The following is an 18,210-nucleotide window of genomic DNA, read 5'->3' as shown; positions in this document are numbered from 1 at the left end:
GCGCTGCTGTAATTCATAACGTGTAGCGCCACTGACGCTAGACCAAGTCACATTGAAGGCACCTGTTGCGTTAGTTGCTGGAACAGATATTGATGTCGGGGCCGATGGTGTTGTTGGTATAGAAGGGCTGCCAACTAGAATAGAAGGGCTATAAGCGCTGCACAATGAACCTTTGCAGGCATTGATGCGGTAGTAATAGCCAGGGAGGGTCTTATTAGGGAGTTGCAATAATCGTTTGCTTGACCAATCACCGCTGCAAACATCCCCACCAACAGCAAACGCAGCATAGGCAGCGGTATTATCCGCTTGACCTAATCCCGTATAGATTGTTGTCCAAGACTGATTATTGATGGATTCTTGAATATTAACGGCAGTGACAGAGCAATCATTACTCCAGCGCAACTCGACATTTGACGAAAAGCGACTACCGGAAAGAGAAGGTATTTCTACTGGTAAAGGAATACTTGGTAATACAGGATCAATTTCAACATCAGGTTTTGTCAGCGCCGCCTCACTCGGAGCCCACACTGCAAGCCCAAACAACAATATAAAAGCGGCAAAAGATGAGTTACGGCGCTGTGTCCATAGCGGCAACATGGCATTCCCTTTAGTTTAAGTTTCCATTCTTGTCAAATCAAAATACAAAAACAAATACATGGTTGCAACACGTTAAAAGCAAACAACTAACTTAAGTGTTTGCGAATCCATCTTCCAATGGGGCTGACTTCGGTAAATTGGGGATGTTTTTTGGGGACGGTGCTACATGTGATTAGACCAAGGCAATGGTGCTTAAGCCGACCACTGCCTTTACCCATTTATACCTCTATGGATTCCGATATGCGCAGTGCATCTTCAATCTCAACACCTAAGTAGCGGACGGTGTTATCTAACTTGACATGGCCAAGTAATATTTGAATGGCTCGAATATCTTTCGTTCTACGGTAAATCAATGTGGCTTTGGTTCGGCGCAGTGAATGCGTGCCGTATAATTCGCTATTTTGGCCTAACTGACGCGCCCAGTTTTTGACTATCGCGCGGTAATAGCTGTAACTCATCGGCTGATGAGCACACCTTGGGCTCGGAAATAAGTAGTCCTCTGCGATGAGTCGCTTTTCGAGCAACCAAGAGGTCAAACAATGTTGGGTTGGTGGCGTAATTTCAAACTGTACTTCACGGTGGGTTTTACGCTGTGTTAATCGCACGCGCGGATTGATGACGCCTGCTGAGGTAATGTCTTGAACTTTCAAATGCAGTAAGTCACAAGCGCGTAATTTTGAATCAATCGCCAGATTAAGTAACGCTAACTCAGCAATATTACGCTCTAACTCCAAACGAGTACGAATGCGCCAAATCTCTTCCAATTTAAAAGGTCGTTTTTGGCCCATGGGATGACCTTTATTCCAAGCGTCCATACAAACCTCCTCTGGTTGTGATGAATAGACACTTAAATTTTAGGAAATAGTGCTCATAGTTGAACACGTATGGATTATAAAATCTCATGGATAAATAAAATTAAAGCGGTGTCTAAACATGGAGTGCTAAATTGCTTTGGGGCATTTCTTTGTTAGAGACTTTGGAAGTAAGAGGTTGAATAGAAGCATTACTGCTTCTATTTTTATGGATTTGTCAGACAACACTTCAGCACCAATGTAACTCATTAATTTAATTGGTGTTGTGTTTTATTTGTAAATTACAGAACCCCATTTTATGTCAAAATATGCTTTAAATTTGTCAATCTATGGGTTCAGCGACAGCTATATCGATTTAATACTCAGCTTATAGCCTACTTCATTGCCGATTTCACATAGACATCGAAGCGGTTTTTCTTGGTCTCTATAACCATGCTGGGCTTAACGCCGGCGAGGTCTTCGGCATAATCGGGGCGCTTCACCACTACACGCTTACTGGCTAGAGCCATGGCGGGGGCGAGCAAGCCATCGGCGTCGAGATCCGCACCGACTAAGGTTTGAAAGACTCGCATTTCTTTTTTGACTAAGGCTGATTTGTCGCGGTGGGGATACATAGGGTCGAGGTAGACCACATCAACCTCTTGCTCCAATTTGGCGAGTGCTTCGAGGCTAGAACCATGGAAAAGCCGCATACGTTCACGCATCCAGTCGCCGATTTCGGCATCTTGATAGGCACGGCGCAAGCCGTCTTCTAATAATGCGGCCACCACAGGATGGCGCTCTACCATAGTCACAGTGCAGCCTAAACTTGCCAGCACAAAGGCATCGCGGCCGAGGCCCGCTGTACCATCGACCACTTTTGGCGTAACTCCCTGCTTTAACCCGACAGCCTTAGCAATCGACTGCCCACGACCGCCACCAAACTTGCGCCTATGGGCAACCGCGCCAGTGACAAAATCAACGACTATGCCATCGAGCTTAGGCTCATCGCGCTTATGTAGCGTCAAGGTGTCTGATTCAAAACGCAATTCAAACGGCGCATCGGCATCAAAAACCAGTTGCCAACGGGCACAAATGTCCACAAGAGTTGGAAATTGCTGATTAAAAAAGACTGGAATAGGCAAAGGGATCACTGTTTAACGGGGAGAAATTGCGGCCATTATGCCAAAGAACCGCCTTGATGAACATGCAAGCAAATCCCCCTATTTGCGAGTTTCTGCTTATTGGTCAATTTGTCTAACTCATCCGACATAAGCTCAAACATGAATCACATTGTAATCTACTGATTTATAGAGGTTATAATCTATTTGTGTAACAATTAAGCGATTTATGTTATATGTCTTATCCCCAGTCAACCTTAGCGACTTCCGTATGGAATAAGGACAATCTTTGCTTAACTGGCTGAAAGGTTTTTTGTTTATCAGGGAGCAAGATTTTTTAAACCCCGATAGAACCATATTAAAAACCAGTTTATTGCGAATTATTTTGCTGAGTGGTGCCGTTCTTACCACCAGCATAGTGCTGCATAGTTCGTTGATCGCCTATCAGCTAAACCTCAGTTTTATTATTGGCATTACGGTCAGTTTTTTAACTGTGCTATTTCTTGCCTTATGGTTTACGCGCAAATATTTACTGGCGAGTTCTATCAGCTTGCTGGTAATGGTGGTTGCAGCCTGTTTGTCTATCTTATTGTTTGTGCCAAATTTCAATTTGTCGCAGGCGGGTATTACTTTTCTGTACACGCTGCCTTTAATGGCACTCTTTTTGTTTGGCAGAAAAGTCGCCTGCTGGATGATGTGCTTCAATGTGTTGCCTTTTTTATTGTTGCTGCGTAACCAAAACCTTCCGCCCATTGTCGATGTAGATATTAGCCTGCCCGCGACCCACGCCTATCTCAACGGGCTGCTGTTTATGTTTTTTAATATCTGCATCCCCTTATCGGCAATGCGGTTGTTAAAAACTCAAAAAATCCATGCACAGCAGATGATTAGGCATCAAAAAGCACTGCAACGCACCCTAGACCAATATGCTGAAATATTTGACAACAATGGCACAGCGTCTTTCTTCTGCAATGAAGAGGGCACGATCCTCAATCTAAACAATGCTGCCAAAGATATCGCCGCGAATGTCCAACTCAACTGTACCCGTCTCTGTGATATTTTTGAACTGAGCGAAGACACTAGCGTTAATTTACTTGCAGCATCATTTCAGACCCGCTTAAAAAATAATGACAGCAGCCGATATCTCCTGCAAAAAGCGTCATTAGAGCACCACGATACTCTGCTATTTCACTGCCACGATATCACGGCACAGGCCAACCACGAGCTCGAAGTTAATCGGCTCAAAAAACACCATATCAGTACCCATTTTTATGATTTAGTCACGGGCTTACCCAACGAGAACCACTGGTATAACCCGACGCCAAGTGCGGCCCACCAAGAAATGACGGTAGCTTTGGTTAAGATTGATAATCTGAGCCAAATCAACGCTGCTTTTGGAATAAGTGTCGGGGACGCTATCCTAAAAGCCTTTGCCTTAGAGCTTAAAGAGCGCTTCGGCCATCAAGCAAAAATATATCGCTTTAGAGGAGCATCCTTTGCCCTGGAATTTACCGAACTGCCACTCATCTCGCCAGAGACGCTCGCACCGCAATTACGTCTTCGCATTCCAACAAGTTTAAAACTTAAGCAAGAACAACAGATTGACTACCATTTAGAGTGCCGCGTTGGCTGCAGTTCTGGCCATAAATCCGCGCCACAGCAAGCCGCAGAGCAATGCTTGATTGCCATTAAACAAACCACCCAAGCTAACCCGGTTATGGTGTATTACGTTGGTTTGATTAACAATTTACTTGAAGCCTCCTCGAAAGAAAGCAAAATCCGCGACGCACTGAAACACAACCGACTGGAAATGTGGCTGCAACCCAAAGTGTTAGCCGATGGCCATATTGTCAGCTTCGAAGCGCTCGCCAGAATGTTCGACAAAGACGGCAGCATGATTATGCCAAGCACCTTTATTCCGATCATAGAGTCATCGCAGTTGCAGGCGATTTTCGCCATTAAAGTGTTTAGGCAATTACTCCAATTGATCCGCGCTTGGCCAAAAAATGTCCCTATGACTAAAATCGCTTTTAACCTGTCGGGGCAAGATATTCTGTCGGATCGTTTCTTCAAAGTGCTGATCCAGACGTACATTAACCATCCCGAACTGATCCCAATCTTAGAAATTGAAATCACCGAAACCTCAGTTTTTTCGACACACAAAGAAACGGGTAAACGTTTAAATACCCTCGCAAAAATGGGCGTTTCGATTGCCATCGATGATTTTGGGACTGGCCATGCCTCATTGAGCCAGCTGATCGATATCAGTGCCGATACGATTAAAATCGATCGCTATTTTGTCAGCCAACTCGGCATTAGCGAGCGCCACACGCAGATTGTCAACGCGGCGATTTTGTTAGCGAAGAGTTTAAAACTCAATGTGATTGCCGAAGGGATAGAAACAGAAACCCAGCTGTTACAGCTGACAACGCTTGGATGTGAACAGTTTCAAGGTTACTTATTTGGTAAGCCTGCGCCCGCAGCGCTGTGGCTGAAAACCTATCAGATGCAAACGCCCTCCCACTGGCTAAACCATAAGAAAAGTGCCAACTAAGGCATTCGTTTTACGCATTAGGGCATCCTAGGTATAATTAGCAACACGCATTTGCCTCCCTTTGCTTTGTTTGCAAATAACTAGGATCCCCCATGTTAAGTTACCGCCACGGTTATCACGCCGGCAATTATGCCGATGTGCTGAAACACGCTATCTTGCTGCAAACCTTGCAGTTAATGCATAAGAAAGACAAACCTTTAGTCTATATCGATACCCATGCGGGTGCGGGTGGTTATGCGTTAACGGATGAGTTTGCTCAGAAAACGGGTGAATACCTCGAAGGCGTAGCTAAGCTCTGGGATAAAACCGATCTGCCAAAATCCCTACAGGATTATGTGGATGCGGTGCGCCACTTTAACGAAGATAATCCAGAAGATCTCAACTTCTACCCAGGCTCCCCCGCCATTATCGATATGGAGCTGGGGCCGAAGGATCGTATGCTGCTGCACGAGCTGCATGGTACCGATCATCTGCTGCTGGATGAGTATTTCGAGCAGGATAAGCAGGTAAAAGTCATCAAGGGCGACGGCCTAAAAGGATTAATTGCTGCGGTACCGCCACTTGAGCGCCGTGCACTGGTGCTTGTCGACCCCAGTTATGAGATTAAGACCGACTATCAAACGGTTGCAGAGACCTTAATCAAGGCGCACAAACGCTTTGCCACGGGCGTATTTATGCTCTGGTATCCTGTTGTCAACCGCGCGCAGACGGAAGAAATGCTTTCCCGCTTAGCTGGCAGCGGCATTAAGCGCCAGCTGCGTATCGAGCAGGCAATCAAACCTGATTCCAATGAATTTGGCATGACAGCCGCAGGACTATGGGTGATTAACCCACCTTGGCAACTGGATGAAATCGCGACCGACATGCTCGACTATCTTGGCAAAAACTTAGGCCAAGCGGATGGCAATGTCATCGTCAAATGGGAAGTCGGCGAATAAGCAAATCCTATTGCGTCATCACCGTATGCAGCAGAGCAGCGTCACCTCCTAGGTCCGCTGCTTTTGTTTTGTCAGCATGAAATAACCTAAGCTCGGGATAAGTAGAGACACTAAATAGGCATCTTTTCGACACTCCTTACCGAGTTCAGGTTAAATAGAGAGTGGCAGTGCCGCTAGACTTTGGCGCTTCGATAACGCTTTAGCAGAATTTGCACCCGCTCAACATAGGCTTGGGTTTCTGGATAGGGAGGAATACCGTTGTATTGAGTCACAGTGGTTGGCCCAGCATTGTAAGCCGCGCAGGCCAATGCAATATCACCATTAAACTGTTTTAGCATTTGCGCCAAATACTTACTGCCGCCGAGAATATTCTCCTCCGGCAAAAAGGCATTGGTCACACCCATCTCTTTGGCGGTTTCGGGCATTAATTGCATCAACCCCATTGCGCCAGTACGCGACAAGGCTCTGGCATTAAAGGCCGATTCGGCATGGATAACGGCGCGGATAAGTGCAGGGTCTAATTGATGTTTATGGGCCGCACGACTGATCAAACTATCGTAATTGCGGGTAAACAACTGAATGCCATTCCAGTCAATTTTGGAATCGGGGCGACAGGCAAAGCAGTCATAGAGCAGGATTTGATACTCATTGGTGGTCGGCGCTTTATCGGTAAAAGCCGTGACGCCATTGGCCTGTTGATATTGATAAACTTTGACTTTCTCCTGCCCTACATTGCTCACAATACCGCTTTCAGAATAACGGGCCACAATGCGCGGCTTAGGCTTGGCTTCTTCGGCAAACGCGGCCGCAACACTTCCCCAAGCCAAGCACAAACTAAGGCTAGCTATGGCTATCGACTTAAGGCAAAGTGGTGAAGAGTGCGTTGCTGGCATCAAAGTCCCGTATGTTCGTTGAGTTTAAGTACTTCAATAATAGCAAAGAGTTGCTTCATCTCACGGTTTAACTGACTAAACTCTGCTGAAAAATTAGCGCTGTCGAAGATGGAGCGATTTTGGAAACGGCTGCGACGATTGGGCAAGAACAAAAGCAAACGGTTGCGAAAGAAGGCGCATTGGATATCATCATCGAAATACCTCGCCAGTTGCTGCAAACGTTCCATAAAGGCGGTATTGAGCAAATATCGAGCTTCAATTTGATCCGTTGAAAACACATCGAATTCTTTTTCGAACAGGGGATCTTCAAGCTTCACCCTTTGCAACCCTGAATGGCTATCGGATAAGAAGTTTGCCAGCCCGCCGCGATCCTTTAAAACCACGGTATGGCCAACAAAACGCTTATGACTACTTAGCTCAACAACAGTACCGCGAAAGGGGGTCTCAGTGCGGGTCACGGTTCTGCGTTTATTGCCGTGCCACTCATCAACTCGCACATCTTTGGTCAGGGTTAACTCATTAACAACCAAATCAACACCCTTGTATTGGCCTTGGATATAATCACCAAAACTCGCCTTATCGTAATCTGGCAGCACTTTAGCCGCGGTGAGGCGATTCATATCGAGGCGTATCTCGCGGTTATAAATAAAATCCTCACCAAAATACTTAAACATGATGGGATAAATATCTCGCTGCACCTGACGGGTAAACTGCCTAGTCGGCTCAAAACTCCAAAAACCTAATACCAACAATCCAATTAAAGGTAATGGAAACAGCATGATCCCACGGCTATGCCCCAATAGCGCTAACAGCGCGAGACCCGCGACTATCACCAAACCCAGAGATAGGCGTTTGCGTGTTGCCTTAAGGCTGTTGACGCGCTTGGTTTCATAGCGAGCGGCGAGCGGTGCAAGGTGTGTATCGTAATAATGCTGAAGTGACGCCTTATCCGAAGGTTCTGCCAACAAGGTTACCGCCTGCCGCTGAGCCTTGATGGGGCGGCCTAAGATAAAGCTGAATATATTCATTGAGTTCATATGTATGTGGAGCCAATCTTGGCTCCACAAATATTGAAGGATTACAAATAATCCGCCGCGTCTATCGGCGCTTTAGAGGCTTCATGCACCTCGTAGAATGGCATCACCTTAATGTTTGCCATCGATGCAATAATCGACCCGGGGAAAATCTCAACGGCGGTATTTAACTCAGATACCGCCGAATTATAGAAACGGCGGGCAGCAGAGATATGGGCTTCGACCTCGTTATAGGTTTGCATCGCCTCGAGCATAGTATTGTCCGACTTGAGCTCAGGGTAGCTTTCAACGCTTACCATCAAGGCCCCCATTTTATCGTTAAGCTTCTCGGCTTGCGCGATATGCTCTTTAACCGCATTGGGATCTGTCTTGTTGTAATTACGGGTTAATTGGGTGCGCAGCTCGGTGATTTCAGTGAGTAATGACTTTTCATGATCCATAAATCGCTTAGCGATTTTGAGGATATTGGGTACAAGATCGGCACGCTTGGCTAACTGCACATCGATTCCTGACAGGGCTTCAAGGGCGGTATTGCGCTTTTTGACTAGACTGACGTACCAAAGATAGGTGACGATAAAAATCAGCGCTAATCCTAATAACAGTTTGTCCATCTTCCATCCTTAGGGTTTATTCTTACTCTTAACAGGTACAGCTAACCATAACTGGCTAAGAATTTCATCTAAAGCGTTAGCTAACGCAATGAAATATTAGCTTTACCGACTCTGGTCAGAGCATTAAACAATAAATCGTGAATAGTGATTATTCAGCTTGGATACAGAAAAAATGCACTATACTGTATTTGCACAACGTTAAGAGCAACCTTTTTGCTCGTGAATACTGGACTCCTAGTGGGTCCATTTTTTTATCCCTAATTCTCCCAAAATCCGCAGCTCATCCGCAGTTGCAACATTTAAGTTTCAATTAAAGCTTAACCATCATACTTTTCGGCCAATTTTTTAACTTTCACCTTAGCGTTAATCCAACCACTTGGGCCAGACATAGCTCTGCCAAGTACGCCGCATCGATTCTGCTCCCGGGTAAAGAATGCGCTAGCAAAGGTCGACAGAGGCAAGAGAATGAGTTCGAAATCCAACGATATTCCCGTCAATTCACCACAGGCCGACGACATGAGTTCTCGCGGCTGGTTTGTCCGTTTTCTTAATATTGTCGAACGCTTAGGGAACTTACTTCCCCATCCGATTACCTTGTTCGCCCTGTTCTGTGTCGCCGTGATATTGGTATCAGGCATTGCGGGCTACTTTGGATTAACGGTGACCGATCCGCGCCCCGAAGGCGCCCACGGCCGAGGCGCCGATGGACTTATCCATGTAGTTAGCCTGATGAATGCCGAAGGCTTGCGGATGATAGTGTCCAACTTAGTCACTAACTTCACTGGCTTTACGCCCTTAGGCACTGTGCTGGTCGCCCTGCTGGGTGTGGGTATCGCCGAGCGTTCTGGATTGTTATCCGCGGCGATGCGGGCACTCGTTATGGGCGCGTCGAAGCGTTTGGTAACGTTAACTATCGTATTTGCCGGCATTATGTCGAATACCGCGGCTGAGCTTGGATATGTAGTATTAATTCCCATGGCGGCGATGATCTTCCACTCCTTAGGTCGCCATCCACTGGCAGGCTTGGCAGCAGCATTTGCTGGGGTATCAGGGGGATACAGCGCTAACCTATTGCTCGGTACTGTCGATCCGCTGTTATCGGGTATCACTGAGGCGGCGGCGCGGATGATCGATCCCGATTACAACGTTGGCCCCGAGGTTAACTGGTACTTTATGTTTGTCTCGACCTTTGTGATCACTTTCCTCGGTGCCTTTGTGACCGAGAAAATTGTCGAGCCGAAACTGGGCAAATATCAAGGTGATGATGCCGATGAAACCGTGCACCAATCCATGGGCAATATCACCGAGCTGGAAAAACGCGGCCTCAAGTGGGCGGGATTATCTATGCTGTTGCTAGCGGTAATCCTTGCGCTGTCAGTCGTGCCAGAGGGTGCGCCACTGCGCGATCCTAAAACCGGTCTGGTCTCGGGTTCCCCCTTCCTCAAAGGCATAGTCGCCTTTATCTTTATCTGTTTTGCGATCCCAGGTTTTGTCTACGGCAAGGTCGTTGGCAGCATTAAAAACGATAAAGACGTTATCAATGCCATGTCGCACAGTATGAGCACTATGGGGCTGTATATCGTACTGGTATTCTTTGCAGCGCAATTTGTGGCCTTCTTTAACTGGAGTAATCTGGGCGCCGTGTTAGCCGTGCTGGGTGCCGATGCCCTGCAATCCATTGGCTTAACTGGGCCAATCCTGTTCCTGTTTTTTATTATGATCTGTGGCTTTATCAACTTGATGCTGGGTAGCGCCTCGGCCCAGTGGGCCATTACCGCACCGATTTTTGTGCCCATGCTGATGTTAGTCGGCTATGCGCCTGAAACCATTCAAGCGGCCTACCGTATTGGCGACTCAGTGACTAACTTAGTCACGCCTATGATGAGTTATTTTGGACTGATTTTGGCCGTGGCTTGCCGTTACCAGAAAAACCTTGGCATAGGCACGCTTATCGCCACTATGCTGCCGTACACCTTAGTGTTCTTAGTTGGCTGGACGGCGTTCTTCTTCCTGTGGGTGTTTGGCTTTGGTCTGCCAGTGGGGCCAGGCGCAGCTACTTACTACACACCTTAAGCCGAGGTTTACCTCCATCCCTAACCAAAAGGGCGTCGAAGCTAAGCTCGACGCCCTTTTTGATGTTTGAATTCTTGGGTGGATTAACGGCCTCAGTCGTATAACCATTCCATTAAAAAACTACAGATCAGCAAGAAAACCCCCAGATTAAACACCACAGTCTGTAATTTTGCCTTAGGCGATTTATCCTCCGCCTGACTCATCACTTGGTTGAGAGGAGTAAAAAACATATTAGGGTCGAGCCCCATGCCAATAAAAAATACTGCGACGGCAAAGAGGCGAGTCAGCTCAGGAACGGCCAGCTGCTCAAGATAAAACTCATAGGCGCCATAGGCGACCGTGCCCACGGCGATACAATGGCAAACGACGGCCATGATAAGCTGCTTAGTCATAAAACCTCTCACCGATGACACCACTTTGCTCCTAAAGCCAACGCACTGTTACTCATTATGCGGCTGATAATATTCGGCGCGCAGTCTATCTCTTTTACGTTGTAGCCGCACCCAAGCAAACCAACCAAATAAAAGACCTGCCGCTGGATAAATACAGAGTGCCCGAGCTAATTCACCCCAAAAGGATGTATCTGAGGTGAAATAATGAATCGCGGCGACCACGACTGAAGTCATACAACCCCAAAACAACACACCAACCACTAGGATAAAAAACCACTTTCCCTTAGCTATGGCTTTATCCAATGCAGCCAGTTCCTGTGCCGACATACCAAGCTCCCCATCCTTTATGATTCCATCAATATGCCCGAATTGGCTAATGCTGGCTATCCATCGTAGTAACGATACGCTAACAAAAAGCCCTGCATGTGCAGGGCTTTAATAATGTTAGGTTAGATTACTCCGCCGAGGTCGGCTTTTCTTCTTTACCTTTCTTCTCGCGCTTACTAAAGATGCGTTCCACGATCACGAAGAACAACGGCACGAAGAAGATACCTAGGAAGGTCGAACTCATCATACCGCCGAGTACCCCGGTACCGATGGCGTTCTGGCTACCAGAACCTACACCCGTACTAATCGCTAACGGTACAACACCCAGACCGAAGGCGAGTGACGTCATCAGAATTGGACGCAAACGCACGCGGACCGCATGTAAGGTCGCCTCGATAAGACCCGCACCTTTCTCATAGAATTCTTTGGCGAATTCCACAATCAAGATGGCGTTCTTCGTCGCCAAACCGACCGTCGTCAACAGACCCACCTGGAAGAACACGTCGTTTGGCAAGCCACGACCATTCATCGCCAGCAGGGCACCGATAATACCGAGCGGAACCACTAGGATTACTGCGAACGGTACAGACCAGCTCTCATACAGGGCTGCCAGTACGAGGAATACGACCAAAATCGACAGAGCATACAGTGCTGGCGCTTGGTTACCGGATAAACGTTCCTCATAGGATAAGCCGTTCCACTCGATACCAAAGCCAGGTGGTAACTGCTTCACCATGTCTTCCATGATATTCATCGCCGCACCGGTACTGAAACCAGGAGCCGTTGCGCCTTGAATGTTCATGGCAGGTAAACCGTTGAAGCGTTCTAGACGAGGTGAACCATATTCCCATGCGCCCGTTGCGAAGGCCGAGAATGGCACCATGTCGCCCTTGTTGTTACGCACGTACCAAGTGTCTAAGTCTTCAGGTTGCATACGGTATTGCGCATCACCCTGTACGTAAACCTTCTTCACACGACCACGGTCGATAAAGTCGTTTACATAAGAGCCACCCCATGCGGTTGCGAGTACACTGTTCACGTTCGCAATCTCAATGCCTAAGGCACTCAGTTTGGCATGGTCGATATGCAACTGATAGATTGGCGCATCTTCCTGACCGTTTGGACGAACGCCCACGAGATTTGGATTCTGTGCCGCCATACCCAACAATTGGTTACGCGCAGCGACTAACTTGTCGTGCCCTTGGCCATTCTTATCTTGCAGGTACATGTCGAAACCGTTAGCCGTACCCAGCTCGATTACCGCAGGCGGTACGAAGGCGAATACGAAGGCTTCTTTCATTTGGCTGAATACGCCCATCGCGCGGCCCGCAATGGATTGCACATCCATACCTGGCGCTTCACGCTCTGACCAATCCTTCAAGCCAACGAAGGCAATACCCATGTTCTGGCCTTGACCCGCGAAACTGAAGCCCGCCACGCTGAACACCGATCTCACGCCCTCCTCTGCCAGATAGTGATCAGAGACTTTCTCCAACACTTTAAGCGTACTTTCTTGGGTTGAGTTGGTTGGCAAAATCGCCTGCGTGAACAAGATACCTTGGTCTTCGTCGGGTAAGAATGCCGTTGGCATGCGCATGAAGATCCAGCCCACAGCCACAACTAATGCAGCGTAAATCATCATGACTCTGAAGCTACGTTTTATAATGCCAGCCACACTCGATTCGTAACGATTCGTTAAGCGATCGAAGCCACGGTTAAACCAGCCGAAGAAACCGGTTTCGATATGGCCATGGCCCTTCTTCAAAGGTTTTAACATGGTCGCACAGAGTGCAGGCGTTAAAATCAAGGCCACCAGCACAGACAGCGCCATCGCAGACACGATAGTGATCGAGAACTGACGGTAAATTACCCCGGTTGAACCCGACATAAACGCCATAGGTACGAATACCGCAGACAAGGTCAGACCGATACCGACTAACGCACCAGTAATTTGATCCATCGACTTACGGGTCGCCTCGAGTGGGCTTAAGCCCTCTTCGGCCATTACCCGCTCAACGTTTTCCACCACCACAATCGCGTCGTCCACGAGCAGACCAATTGCCAGCACCATAGCGAACATGGTGAGGGTGTTGATGGAGAAGCCCGTTGCCGACAGAATCGCAAAGGTACCCAGCAATACGACAGGTACTGCGATGGTTGGAATCAGCGTCGCACGGAAGTTTTGCAGGAAGAGGTACATGATGACGAACACCAGTACGATAGCTTCGAGCAGAGTGTGTACCACGCCTTCAATCGATTTCTCAACGAATGGCGTTGTATCGTAGGGGTAAACCACATCTAGCCCAGCAGGGAAGAAGGGACGTAACTCTTCAACTTTAGCGCGAACGGCTTCTGCCGTGTCTAAGGCGTTAGCACCAGTAGCCAACTTAATCGCAATACCAGAAGCGGGTTTGCCGTTATACAGAGACTCTACCGCATAGCTTTCAGAACCTAGCTCAACACGCGCCACATCACCCAAGAACACGTTCGCACCCGAAGTATCGGATTTGATGATGATCTTGCGGAATTGTTCTGGCGTTTGCAGACGGCTCTGTGCCGATACTGTCGCGTTTAACTCTTGTCCCGGCAGTGATGGTGTACCACCGAGTTGACCCGCAGATACCTGCGCGTTTTGCGCACGGATAGCGCTCACCACATCTAAGCTGGTGAGATTGTATTGGGTCAGCTTCAGTGGATCTAACCATATACGCATCGCGTATTGGGCACCGAAAATCTGAATTTCGCCCACGCCCGGTACACGGCTCATCGGATCTTGGATGTTCGCGCCCACATAGTCGGCGATGTCACCCTTATCTAAAGAACCGTCGGTCGAGACGAAGCCCAGTACCATCAGGAAGCCTGAGCTTGACTTGTTAACGTTAACCCCTTGAGATTGCACCTCTTGTGGTAACAGAGTCATAGCGCCCTGTAACTTGTTCTGTACCTGAACCTGCGCGATATCCGGATCGGCTTCCGCGTTAAAGGTCAAAGTAATAGACGCGTTACCAAAGCTATCACTGGTCGATGCGATATAACGTAGGTGGTCGATACCCTTCATACGTTGCTCAATCACCTGAGTCACTGAGTCTTCAACGATTTTGGCCGATGCACCTGGGTAGTTCGCACTGATCACCACTGTCGGTGGCGCAATACTGGGGTACTGCGAGACTGGCAGGGATCGGATCGACAGAACCCCCGCCAACATAATGATTAAGGCGATCACCCACGCAAAGATGGGGCGATCAATAAAAAAACGTGCCATAGCTATGCCCTATTGTGCTTGGGTTTCAGAAATAACTTTGGGAGTGACTGGTGCACCTGGACGGATCTTTTGTAATCCTTCCACAATCAACTTATCGCCCGCTTCCAAACCGGCAGTAATACGCCATTGATTGTCGATAACTTCAGCGGTAGTAACAATTTTTGCTTCCACTACGCCTTGATCGTTCACCACCATAGCCACGGCTTGCCCTTTAGCGTTACGGCTAATGGCTTTTTGCGGTACTAAGATGGCTTGAGGATCGGTACCAGTATTCAGCACGGCGCGAACATACATGCCAGGCAGTAAGAGACCATCTGGGTTAGGGAATTCTGCACGCAGGATCACTGAGCCCGTGTTTTCATCCACACTCACCTCAGCAAATTGCAGCTTACCGCTGTGGCCATAAACAGTGCCGTCTTCAAGCACTAACTGCACGTCAGCGTTATCAGCCGCTTGCAGCTTGCCTTGCTGTAATTTCGCTTTTAGGCGCAGCAATTGGGCACTCGATTGGGCGATATCCACATTGATAGGATCGAGCTGTTGAATCGTCGCCAGCGTTTGGCTTTGGTTTGCCGTGACCAGCGCACCCGCAGTCACACTCGATTTACCAATACGACCAGAAATTGGCGCTAACACTTCGGTGTATTCGAGGTTGATTTTGGCGGTGTTGATTGCCGCTTCAGCGACTGTCACGCTTGCTAGCGCTTCTTTGTAAGCCGCTTCGGCTTCATCGAAATCCTGCTTACTGATAGCGTTAGTCTTAACCAGTTGTTGATAACGGGCCGCTTTGGCCTTAGCAGAAGCAAGACTTGCATTCGCTCTGGCTAAATCGGCGTTAGCGCTCACCAGTGCTGCCTTGTAAGGCGCGGAATCGATTTGATAGAGGGACTCGCCCTGCTTCACATGACCGCCTTCGACAAAGCTACGCTTGGTAACAATACCGCTGACTTGAGGACGCACTTCGGCTTCGAGGAACGCCTTGCTGCGGCCGGGTAATTCGACTTGGATAACCTGAGGCTGGGCCGCCACGTTGATTACACCAACTTCCATACTCTGCGGCCCAGCGCCTGCTTGAGCTGCCTTATCCTCTTGAGGGCTACAAGCTGCCATCCACAACGCCACGCTGATTACTGAGGCAAGTTTAATTGTCTGCCGCATGAGAACTCCTTTAAATATTAACGCTACCGTTTTTTCACGCTTTCAAAGGTGAACTGACGGCCGTAATTATAACTAAAATCAAATCTGTTACTTATCGCATACCCTATAAGGATGAACAAGAAAGATAAACAAACTAAAGTGTAAACTAATGAAAATATTCACACCTTCGCGAATACCTTATTGATTGAATTGTTATCCTATTTAAGAAATATGTTAATAGTGGATAAGCTTGTTAGCGTTGTACGATACAAAACACTTATTCAGCCTACTCTATATCGAAAATGTTGCAAACCTGTTCGACACCACAGGCTGCTATCAAGCGAACCCTGATAACAGTCTATTCGATATAAATGACACTTATCCGACTACATTACGCCAATAAATAAGCATTTTTGCATATACCATCAGTCGTTTAGCTTGGCTTGTCTGCCAGAGAGCAATATGGCTCTCTCACTCATGGTGATGCAAACAAGACGCTACAAAACTCGAATGCTTAATTCTATTGATGTAACGGTAATGATGTATGGTTTATGTAAATTCGCTTTGAATCTACATATCAGCAGAAATGAGTGACACTCAACTCTTTGAACGCGACATTTTATGACCAAGCTTAATTGAGGGCAAATCTGAAATGGCTTTTTACACCCCATTTAATGAAACTCTGCTTCCCAAAAAACGTATTTTTATTAATTAGATCACAAACACATCTCCGGCAAACTCGGTTATTTCGCCGCTTGTTCACATTCATTCATATCTTTTCGTCATTGGTTCATCCCAAGCTGCAGCGCTATTCACAACTTATTTTTACGATAAAGGTGCGCTAACAATTCCCAATACTTTGAGATGATGATTATGAAGACTCGTACTAAATTTTTGCTGACAGGGGCGTTGCTTTCTTTGGCGGCAAGCTCCCACGGCGCCGAAGATAATCAACTCTTTGGTGGCACCATTAACGGCAACCTTAACTTTGCATCTGACTATGTGTTTCGTGGAGAATCAGAAACCTTAGACGGCGATATTCCTGTGGTGCAAGGCACACTGAGCTGGAATCACAACCAAGGCTGGTATGCGGGTGTATTTAGCTCCAACATCAAATTCGCCGACCCTAACTTAGAAATCGTTACTGCACCTTTTATTGGTAAAGCGGGGGAATTTGGCGACTCAGGTTTTACCTATGATGTGATGTTGTTTTCATACCTCTACCCAGGTGCGTCCTACTCTAACTACACCGAGTTATGGTTAAAAGTGGGTAAACAATTTGGCCGCGCAAATCTGCAACTCGAAGTCACTCCAACGGTTGATGATTGGTTTGGTGTCGATGGCTGGCACGGGGTTAACTATGCCTTGCACCCAAGCTATAGCTTTGACAATGGTGTAAAAATCTCGGCCTCTGTGGGTTATCAAGACCTCACGGGTGATGGCGCCGAAGGTTGGGGCCACTGGAACATTGGTTTGAGCAAAGCTTATTACGGCCTCAACTTCGACCTGCGCTACCACGGCAGTACTGTCGACAGTGACCATAAGGTCTATGGCACTCAAACTCAAATCTTCGATGACAGAGTCGTCATTGGGATCAGTAAAAGTTTCTAATCCTGTTTTTTTGCTTATACGTTCATCCCGCTGCTTCCCTGCAGTACTCCAATTGCTTGAAATATCGAGCCTTGACCAGCCAATTTGGCTGGTCCTTTTTTATCTAAATACGATTATCACCCACGCTACAAGCTAAGACTCGGCTAATATCCGCAAGACACCGACCCGATTCTTGCTGCCATTGATTGAAAGCGGCCTGCACCTGCTTTAGCGCCGTTTGCGAGCTAAAACCGGCATCCACCAACTTATGCGCCTTAAAATAGCCTTGCACATCATCGGTTAACAAAAAGGTATCCTTACCAATGCCGCGCAAGAAATAGGGCCCCGTATTGCCACCGAGGCGAGCGCCACGCTTCTTCAATAACGCCCAGAGTCCGACGATATCTTCGGTCGGCCAGTCGGCAATCAGCTTAGCCAAGCTGCCATGTTCGCGGGCAATATCATGGATCATCAAGGCATTATCATAAATCGCTTGGGTCTTCTTTAAATGGCGAATTAAGGTCGCATCCGCGGCGCGGGCTTGGAGCTGCTCGGGCGACAACATCAATACTTTTTCAGGCACGAAATGAAAGAAAGACTGCTCATAGGCGGACCATTTATTATCGACCACACGCCAGACGAAGCCACTCTGAAATACCTGCCGACTCATGGCTGAGAGCAGCGTGGCATCATCATACTGGCGAATTTCGGCACTGGTCAGGCAGCCTGGCAACAATGCTTCGAGCCCCTTTTTACCGCCCTTGCGCTCACTCGCTCTGGCATAGATGGATGAGAAACTTTCTAACTGGCTCATACTGTTACCTTTGGTTATCTCTATTTCACTGCGGTGTTAAAGCTAATAGTACCGAATTTTAGCGCGAGCGGATCAT

At 47.6% G+C, this 18,210-nt stretch carries 16 protein-coding genes; 4 read left to right on the top strand and 12 right to left on the bottom strand.

The features are described from left to right. The 3 genes from B5P39_RS20705 to B5P39_RS20695 form a co-directional block, all read right to left on the bottom strand. Positions 1-597 (bottom strand): hypothetical protein (locus tag B5P39_RS20705; RefSeq protein ID WP_140418341.1); only part of this gene is annotated, 597 nt, incomplete at its 3' end. 218 nt (positions 598-815) lie between these two features. Beyond that, positions 816-1,412, bottom strand: coding sequence for a tyrosine-type recombinase/integrase (locus tag B5P39_RS20700; protein WP_088212817.1), 597 nt, complete (start codon positions 1,410-1,412; stop codon positions 816-818). A gap of 371 nt (positions 1,413-1,783) precedes the next feature. Then, the gene (locus B5P39_RS20695; RefSeq protein WP_088212821.1) at positions 1,784-2,533 is read right to left on the bottom strand and encodes a class I SAM-dependent methyltransferase; all 750 of its coding nucleotides are present in this window, start codon (positions 2,531-2,533) and stop codon (positions 1,784-1,786) included. Positions 2,534-2,798: 265 nt separating this feature from the next. On the opposite strand from B5P39_RS20695, the gene B5P39_RS20690 reads away from it, so the two are divergent. Together B5P39_RS20690 and B5P39_RS20685 are read left to right on the top strand one after the other, a co-directional pair. Beyond that, the gene (locus B5P39_RS20690; protein WP_088212816.1) at positions 2,799-5,063 is read left to right on the top strand and encodes a GGDEF domain-containing phosphodiesterase; all 2,265 of its coding nucleotides are present in this window, start codon (positions 2,799-2,801) and stop codon (positions 5,061-5,063) included. A gap of 92 nt (positions 5,064-5,155) precedes the next feature. After that, on the top strand, positions 5,156-6,001 hold the full coding sequence (locus B5P39_RS20685) for a 23S rRNA (adenine(2030)-N(6))-methyltransferase RlmJ (protein WP_088212815.1): 846 nt from the start codon (positions 5,156-5,158) through the stop codon (positions 5,999-6,001). Between the two features lie 173 nt (positions 6,002-6,174). Here B5P39_RS20685 and B5P39_RS20680 read toward each other — a convergent pair whose 3' ends face one another. From B5P39_RS20680 to B5P39_RS24775, 4 genes are all read right to left on the bottom strand, one after another. Beyond that, positions 6,175-6,894, bottom strand: coding sequence for a lytic transglycosylase domain-containing protein (locus B5P39_RS20680; protein WP_088212814.1), 720 nt, complete (start codon positions 6,892-6,894; stop codon positions 6,175-6,177). Next, a complete protein-coding gene (locus tag B5P39_RS20675) occupies positions 6,894-7,922 on the bottom strand; it encodes a DUF3137 domain-containing protein (protein WP_088212813.1) in 1,029 nt (342 codons plus the stop codon). Before B5P39_RS20675 ends, B5P39_RS20680 begins: the two co-directional genes overlap by 1 nt. A 50-nt stretch (positions 7,923-7,972) precedes the next feature. Continuing rightward, positions 7,973-8,539, bottom strand: coding sequence for a LemA family protein (locus B5P39_RS20670; RefSeq protein WP_088212812.1), 567 nt, complete (start codon positions 8,537-8,539; stop codon positions 7,973-7,975). A 317-nt stretch (positions 8,540-8,856) separates the two neighbouring features. After that, entirely contained in the window at positions 8,857-9,021 is a 165-nt protein-coding gene (locus tag B5P39_RS24775) for a hypothetical protein (RefSeq protein ID WP_176400017.1), read from the bottom strand. Between B5P39_RS24775 and B5P39_RS20665 the strand changes: the two genes are divergently transcribed. Then, complete coding sequence (locus B5P39_RS20665; protein ID WP_140418340.1) at positions 9,005-10,612, top strand: AbgT family transporter; 1,608 nt, start codon at positions 9,005-9,007, stop codon at positions 10,610-10,612. The genes B5P39_RS24775 and B5P39_RS20665 overlap by 17 nt on opposite strands. 92 nt (positions 10,613-10,704) lie before the next feature. On the opposite strand, the gene B5P39_RS20660 is transcribed toward B5P39_RS20665, so the two are convergent. The 4 genes from B5P39_RS20660 to B5P39_RS20645 form a co-directional block, all read right to left on the bottom strand. Next, complete coding sequence (locus B5P39_RS20660; protein WP_088212811.1) at positions 10,705-11,004, bottom strand: hypothetical protein; 300 nt, start codon at positions 11,002-11,004, stop codon at positions 10,705-10,707. A gap of 48 nt (positions 11,005-11,052) precedes the next feature. Then, positions 11,053-11,331: a hypothetical protein gene (locus B5P39_RS20655; protein WP_088212810.1), complete on the bottom strand. Its 279-nt coding sequence runs from the start codon at positions 11,329-11,331 to the stop codon at positions 11,053-11,055. Positions 11,332-11,458: 127 nt separating this feature from the next. After that, a complete protein-coding gene (locus B5P39_RS20650) occupies positions 11,459-14,593 on the bottom strand; it encodes an efflux RND transporter permease subunit (protein ID WP_011718758.1) in 3,135 nt (1,044 codons plus the stop codon). A 9-nt stretch (positions 14,594-14,602) separates the two neighbouring features. Further along, positions 14,603-15,751 carry an efflux RND transporter periplasmic adaptor subunit gene (locus tag B5P39_RS20645; RefSeq protein WP_088212809.1) on the bottom strand — a complete coding sequence of 383 codons (1,149 nt, stop codon included), beginning with the start codon at positions 15,749-15,751 and terminating at the stop codon, positions 14,603-14,605. An 843-nt stretch (positions 15,752-16,594) separates the two neighbouring features. On the opposite strand from B5P39_RS20645, the gene B5P39_RS20640 reads away from it, so the two are divergent. Beyond that, positions 16,595-17,341, top strand: a complete 747-nt coding sequence (locus tag B5P39_RS20640; protein WP_086902476.1) for a TorF family putative porin — start codon at positions 16,595-16,597, stop codon at positions 17,339-17,341. 103 nt (positions 17,342-17,444) lie between these two features. Here B5P39_RS20640 and B5P39_RS20635 read toward each other — a convergent pair whose 3' ends face one another. After that, positions 17,445-18,134: a DNA-3-methyladenine glycosylase I gene (locus B5P39_RS20635; protein WP_088212808.1), complete on the bottom strand. Its 690-nt coding sequence runs from the start codon at positions 18,132-18,134 to the stop codon at positions 17,445-17,447. Between the last annotated feature and the right edge of the window lie 76 nt (positions 18,135-18,210).

It is taken from the genome of Shewanella sp. Shew256 (assembly GCF_002196695.1).
GTDB classification, from domain to species: domain Bacteria; phylum Pseudomonadota; class Gammaproteobacteria; order Enterobacterales; family Shewanellaceae; genus Shewanella; species Shewanella mangrovisoli.
The sequence above is the reverse complement of the archived record's forward strand: the minus strand, read 5'-3'. Positions and strand labels throughout refer to the sequence as shown.

Bases quoted from the DNA above. Each gene is read 5' to 3' on its own strand.
- B5P39_RS20700 (WP_088212817.1), bottom strand. From the start codon at position 1,412: ATGGACGCTTGGAATAAAGGTCATCCCATGGGCCAAAAACGACCTTTT.
- B5P39_RS20685 (WP_088212815.1), top strand. From the start codon at position 5,156: ATGTTAAGTTACCGCCACGGTTATCACGCCGGCAATTATGCCGATGTG.
- B5P39_RS20680 (WP_088212814.1), bottom strand. From the start codon at position 6,894: ATGCCAGCAACGCACTCTTCACCACTTTGCCTTAAGTCGATAGCCATA.
- B5P39_RS20675 (WP_088212813.1), bottom strand. From the start codon at position 7,922: ATGAATATATTCAGCTTTATCTTAGGCCGCCCCATCAAGGCTCAGCGG.
- B5P39_RS20670 (WP_088212812.1), bottom strand. From the start codon at position 8,539: ATGGACAAACTGTTATTAGGATTAGCGCTGATTTTTATCGTCACCTAT.
- B5P39_RS20665 (WP_140418340.1), top strand. From the start codon at position 9,005: ATGAGTTCGAAATCCAACGATATTCCCGTCAATTCACCACAGGCCGAC.
- B5P39_RS20660 (WP_088212811.1), bottom strand. From the start codon at position 11,004: ATGACTAAGCAGCTTATCATGGCCGTCGTTTGCCATTGTATCGCCGTG.
- B5P39_RS20655 (WP_088212810.1), bottom strand. From the start codon at position 11,331: ATGTCGGCACAGGAACTGGCTGCATTGGATAAAGCCATAGCTAAGGGA.
- B5P39_RS20650 (WP_011718758.1), bottom strand. From the start codon at position 14,593: ATGGCACGTTTTTTTATTGATCGCCCCATCTTTGCGTGGGTGATCGCC.
- B5P39_RS20645 (WP_088212809.1), bottom strand. From the start codon at position 15,751: ATGCGGCAGACAATTAAACTTGCCTCAGTAATCAGCGTGGCGTTGTGG.
- B5P39_RS20640 (WP_086902476.1), top strand. From the start codon at position 16,595: ATGATGATTATGAAGACTCGTACTAAATTTTTGCTGACAGGGGCGTTG.
- B5P39_RS20635 (WP_088212808.1), bottom strand. From the start codon at position 18,134: ATGAGCCAGTTAGAAAGTTTCTCATCCATCTATGCCAGAGCGAGTGAG.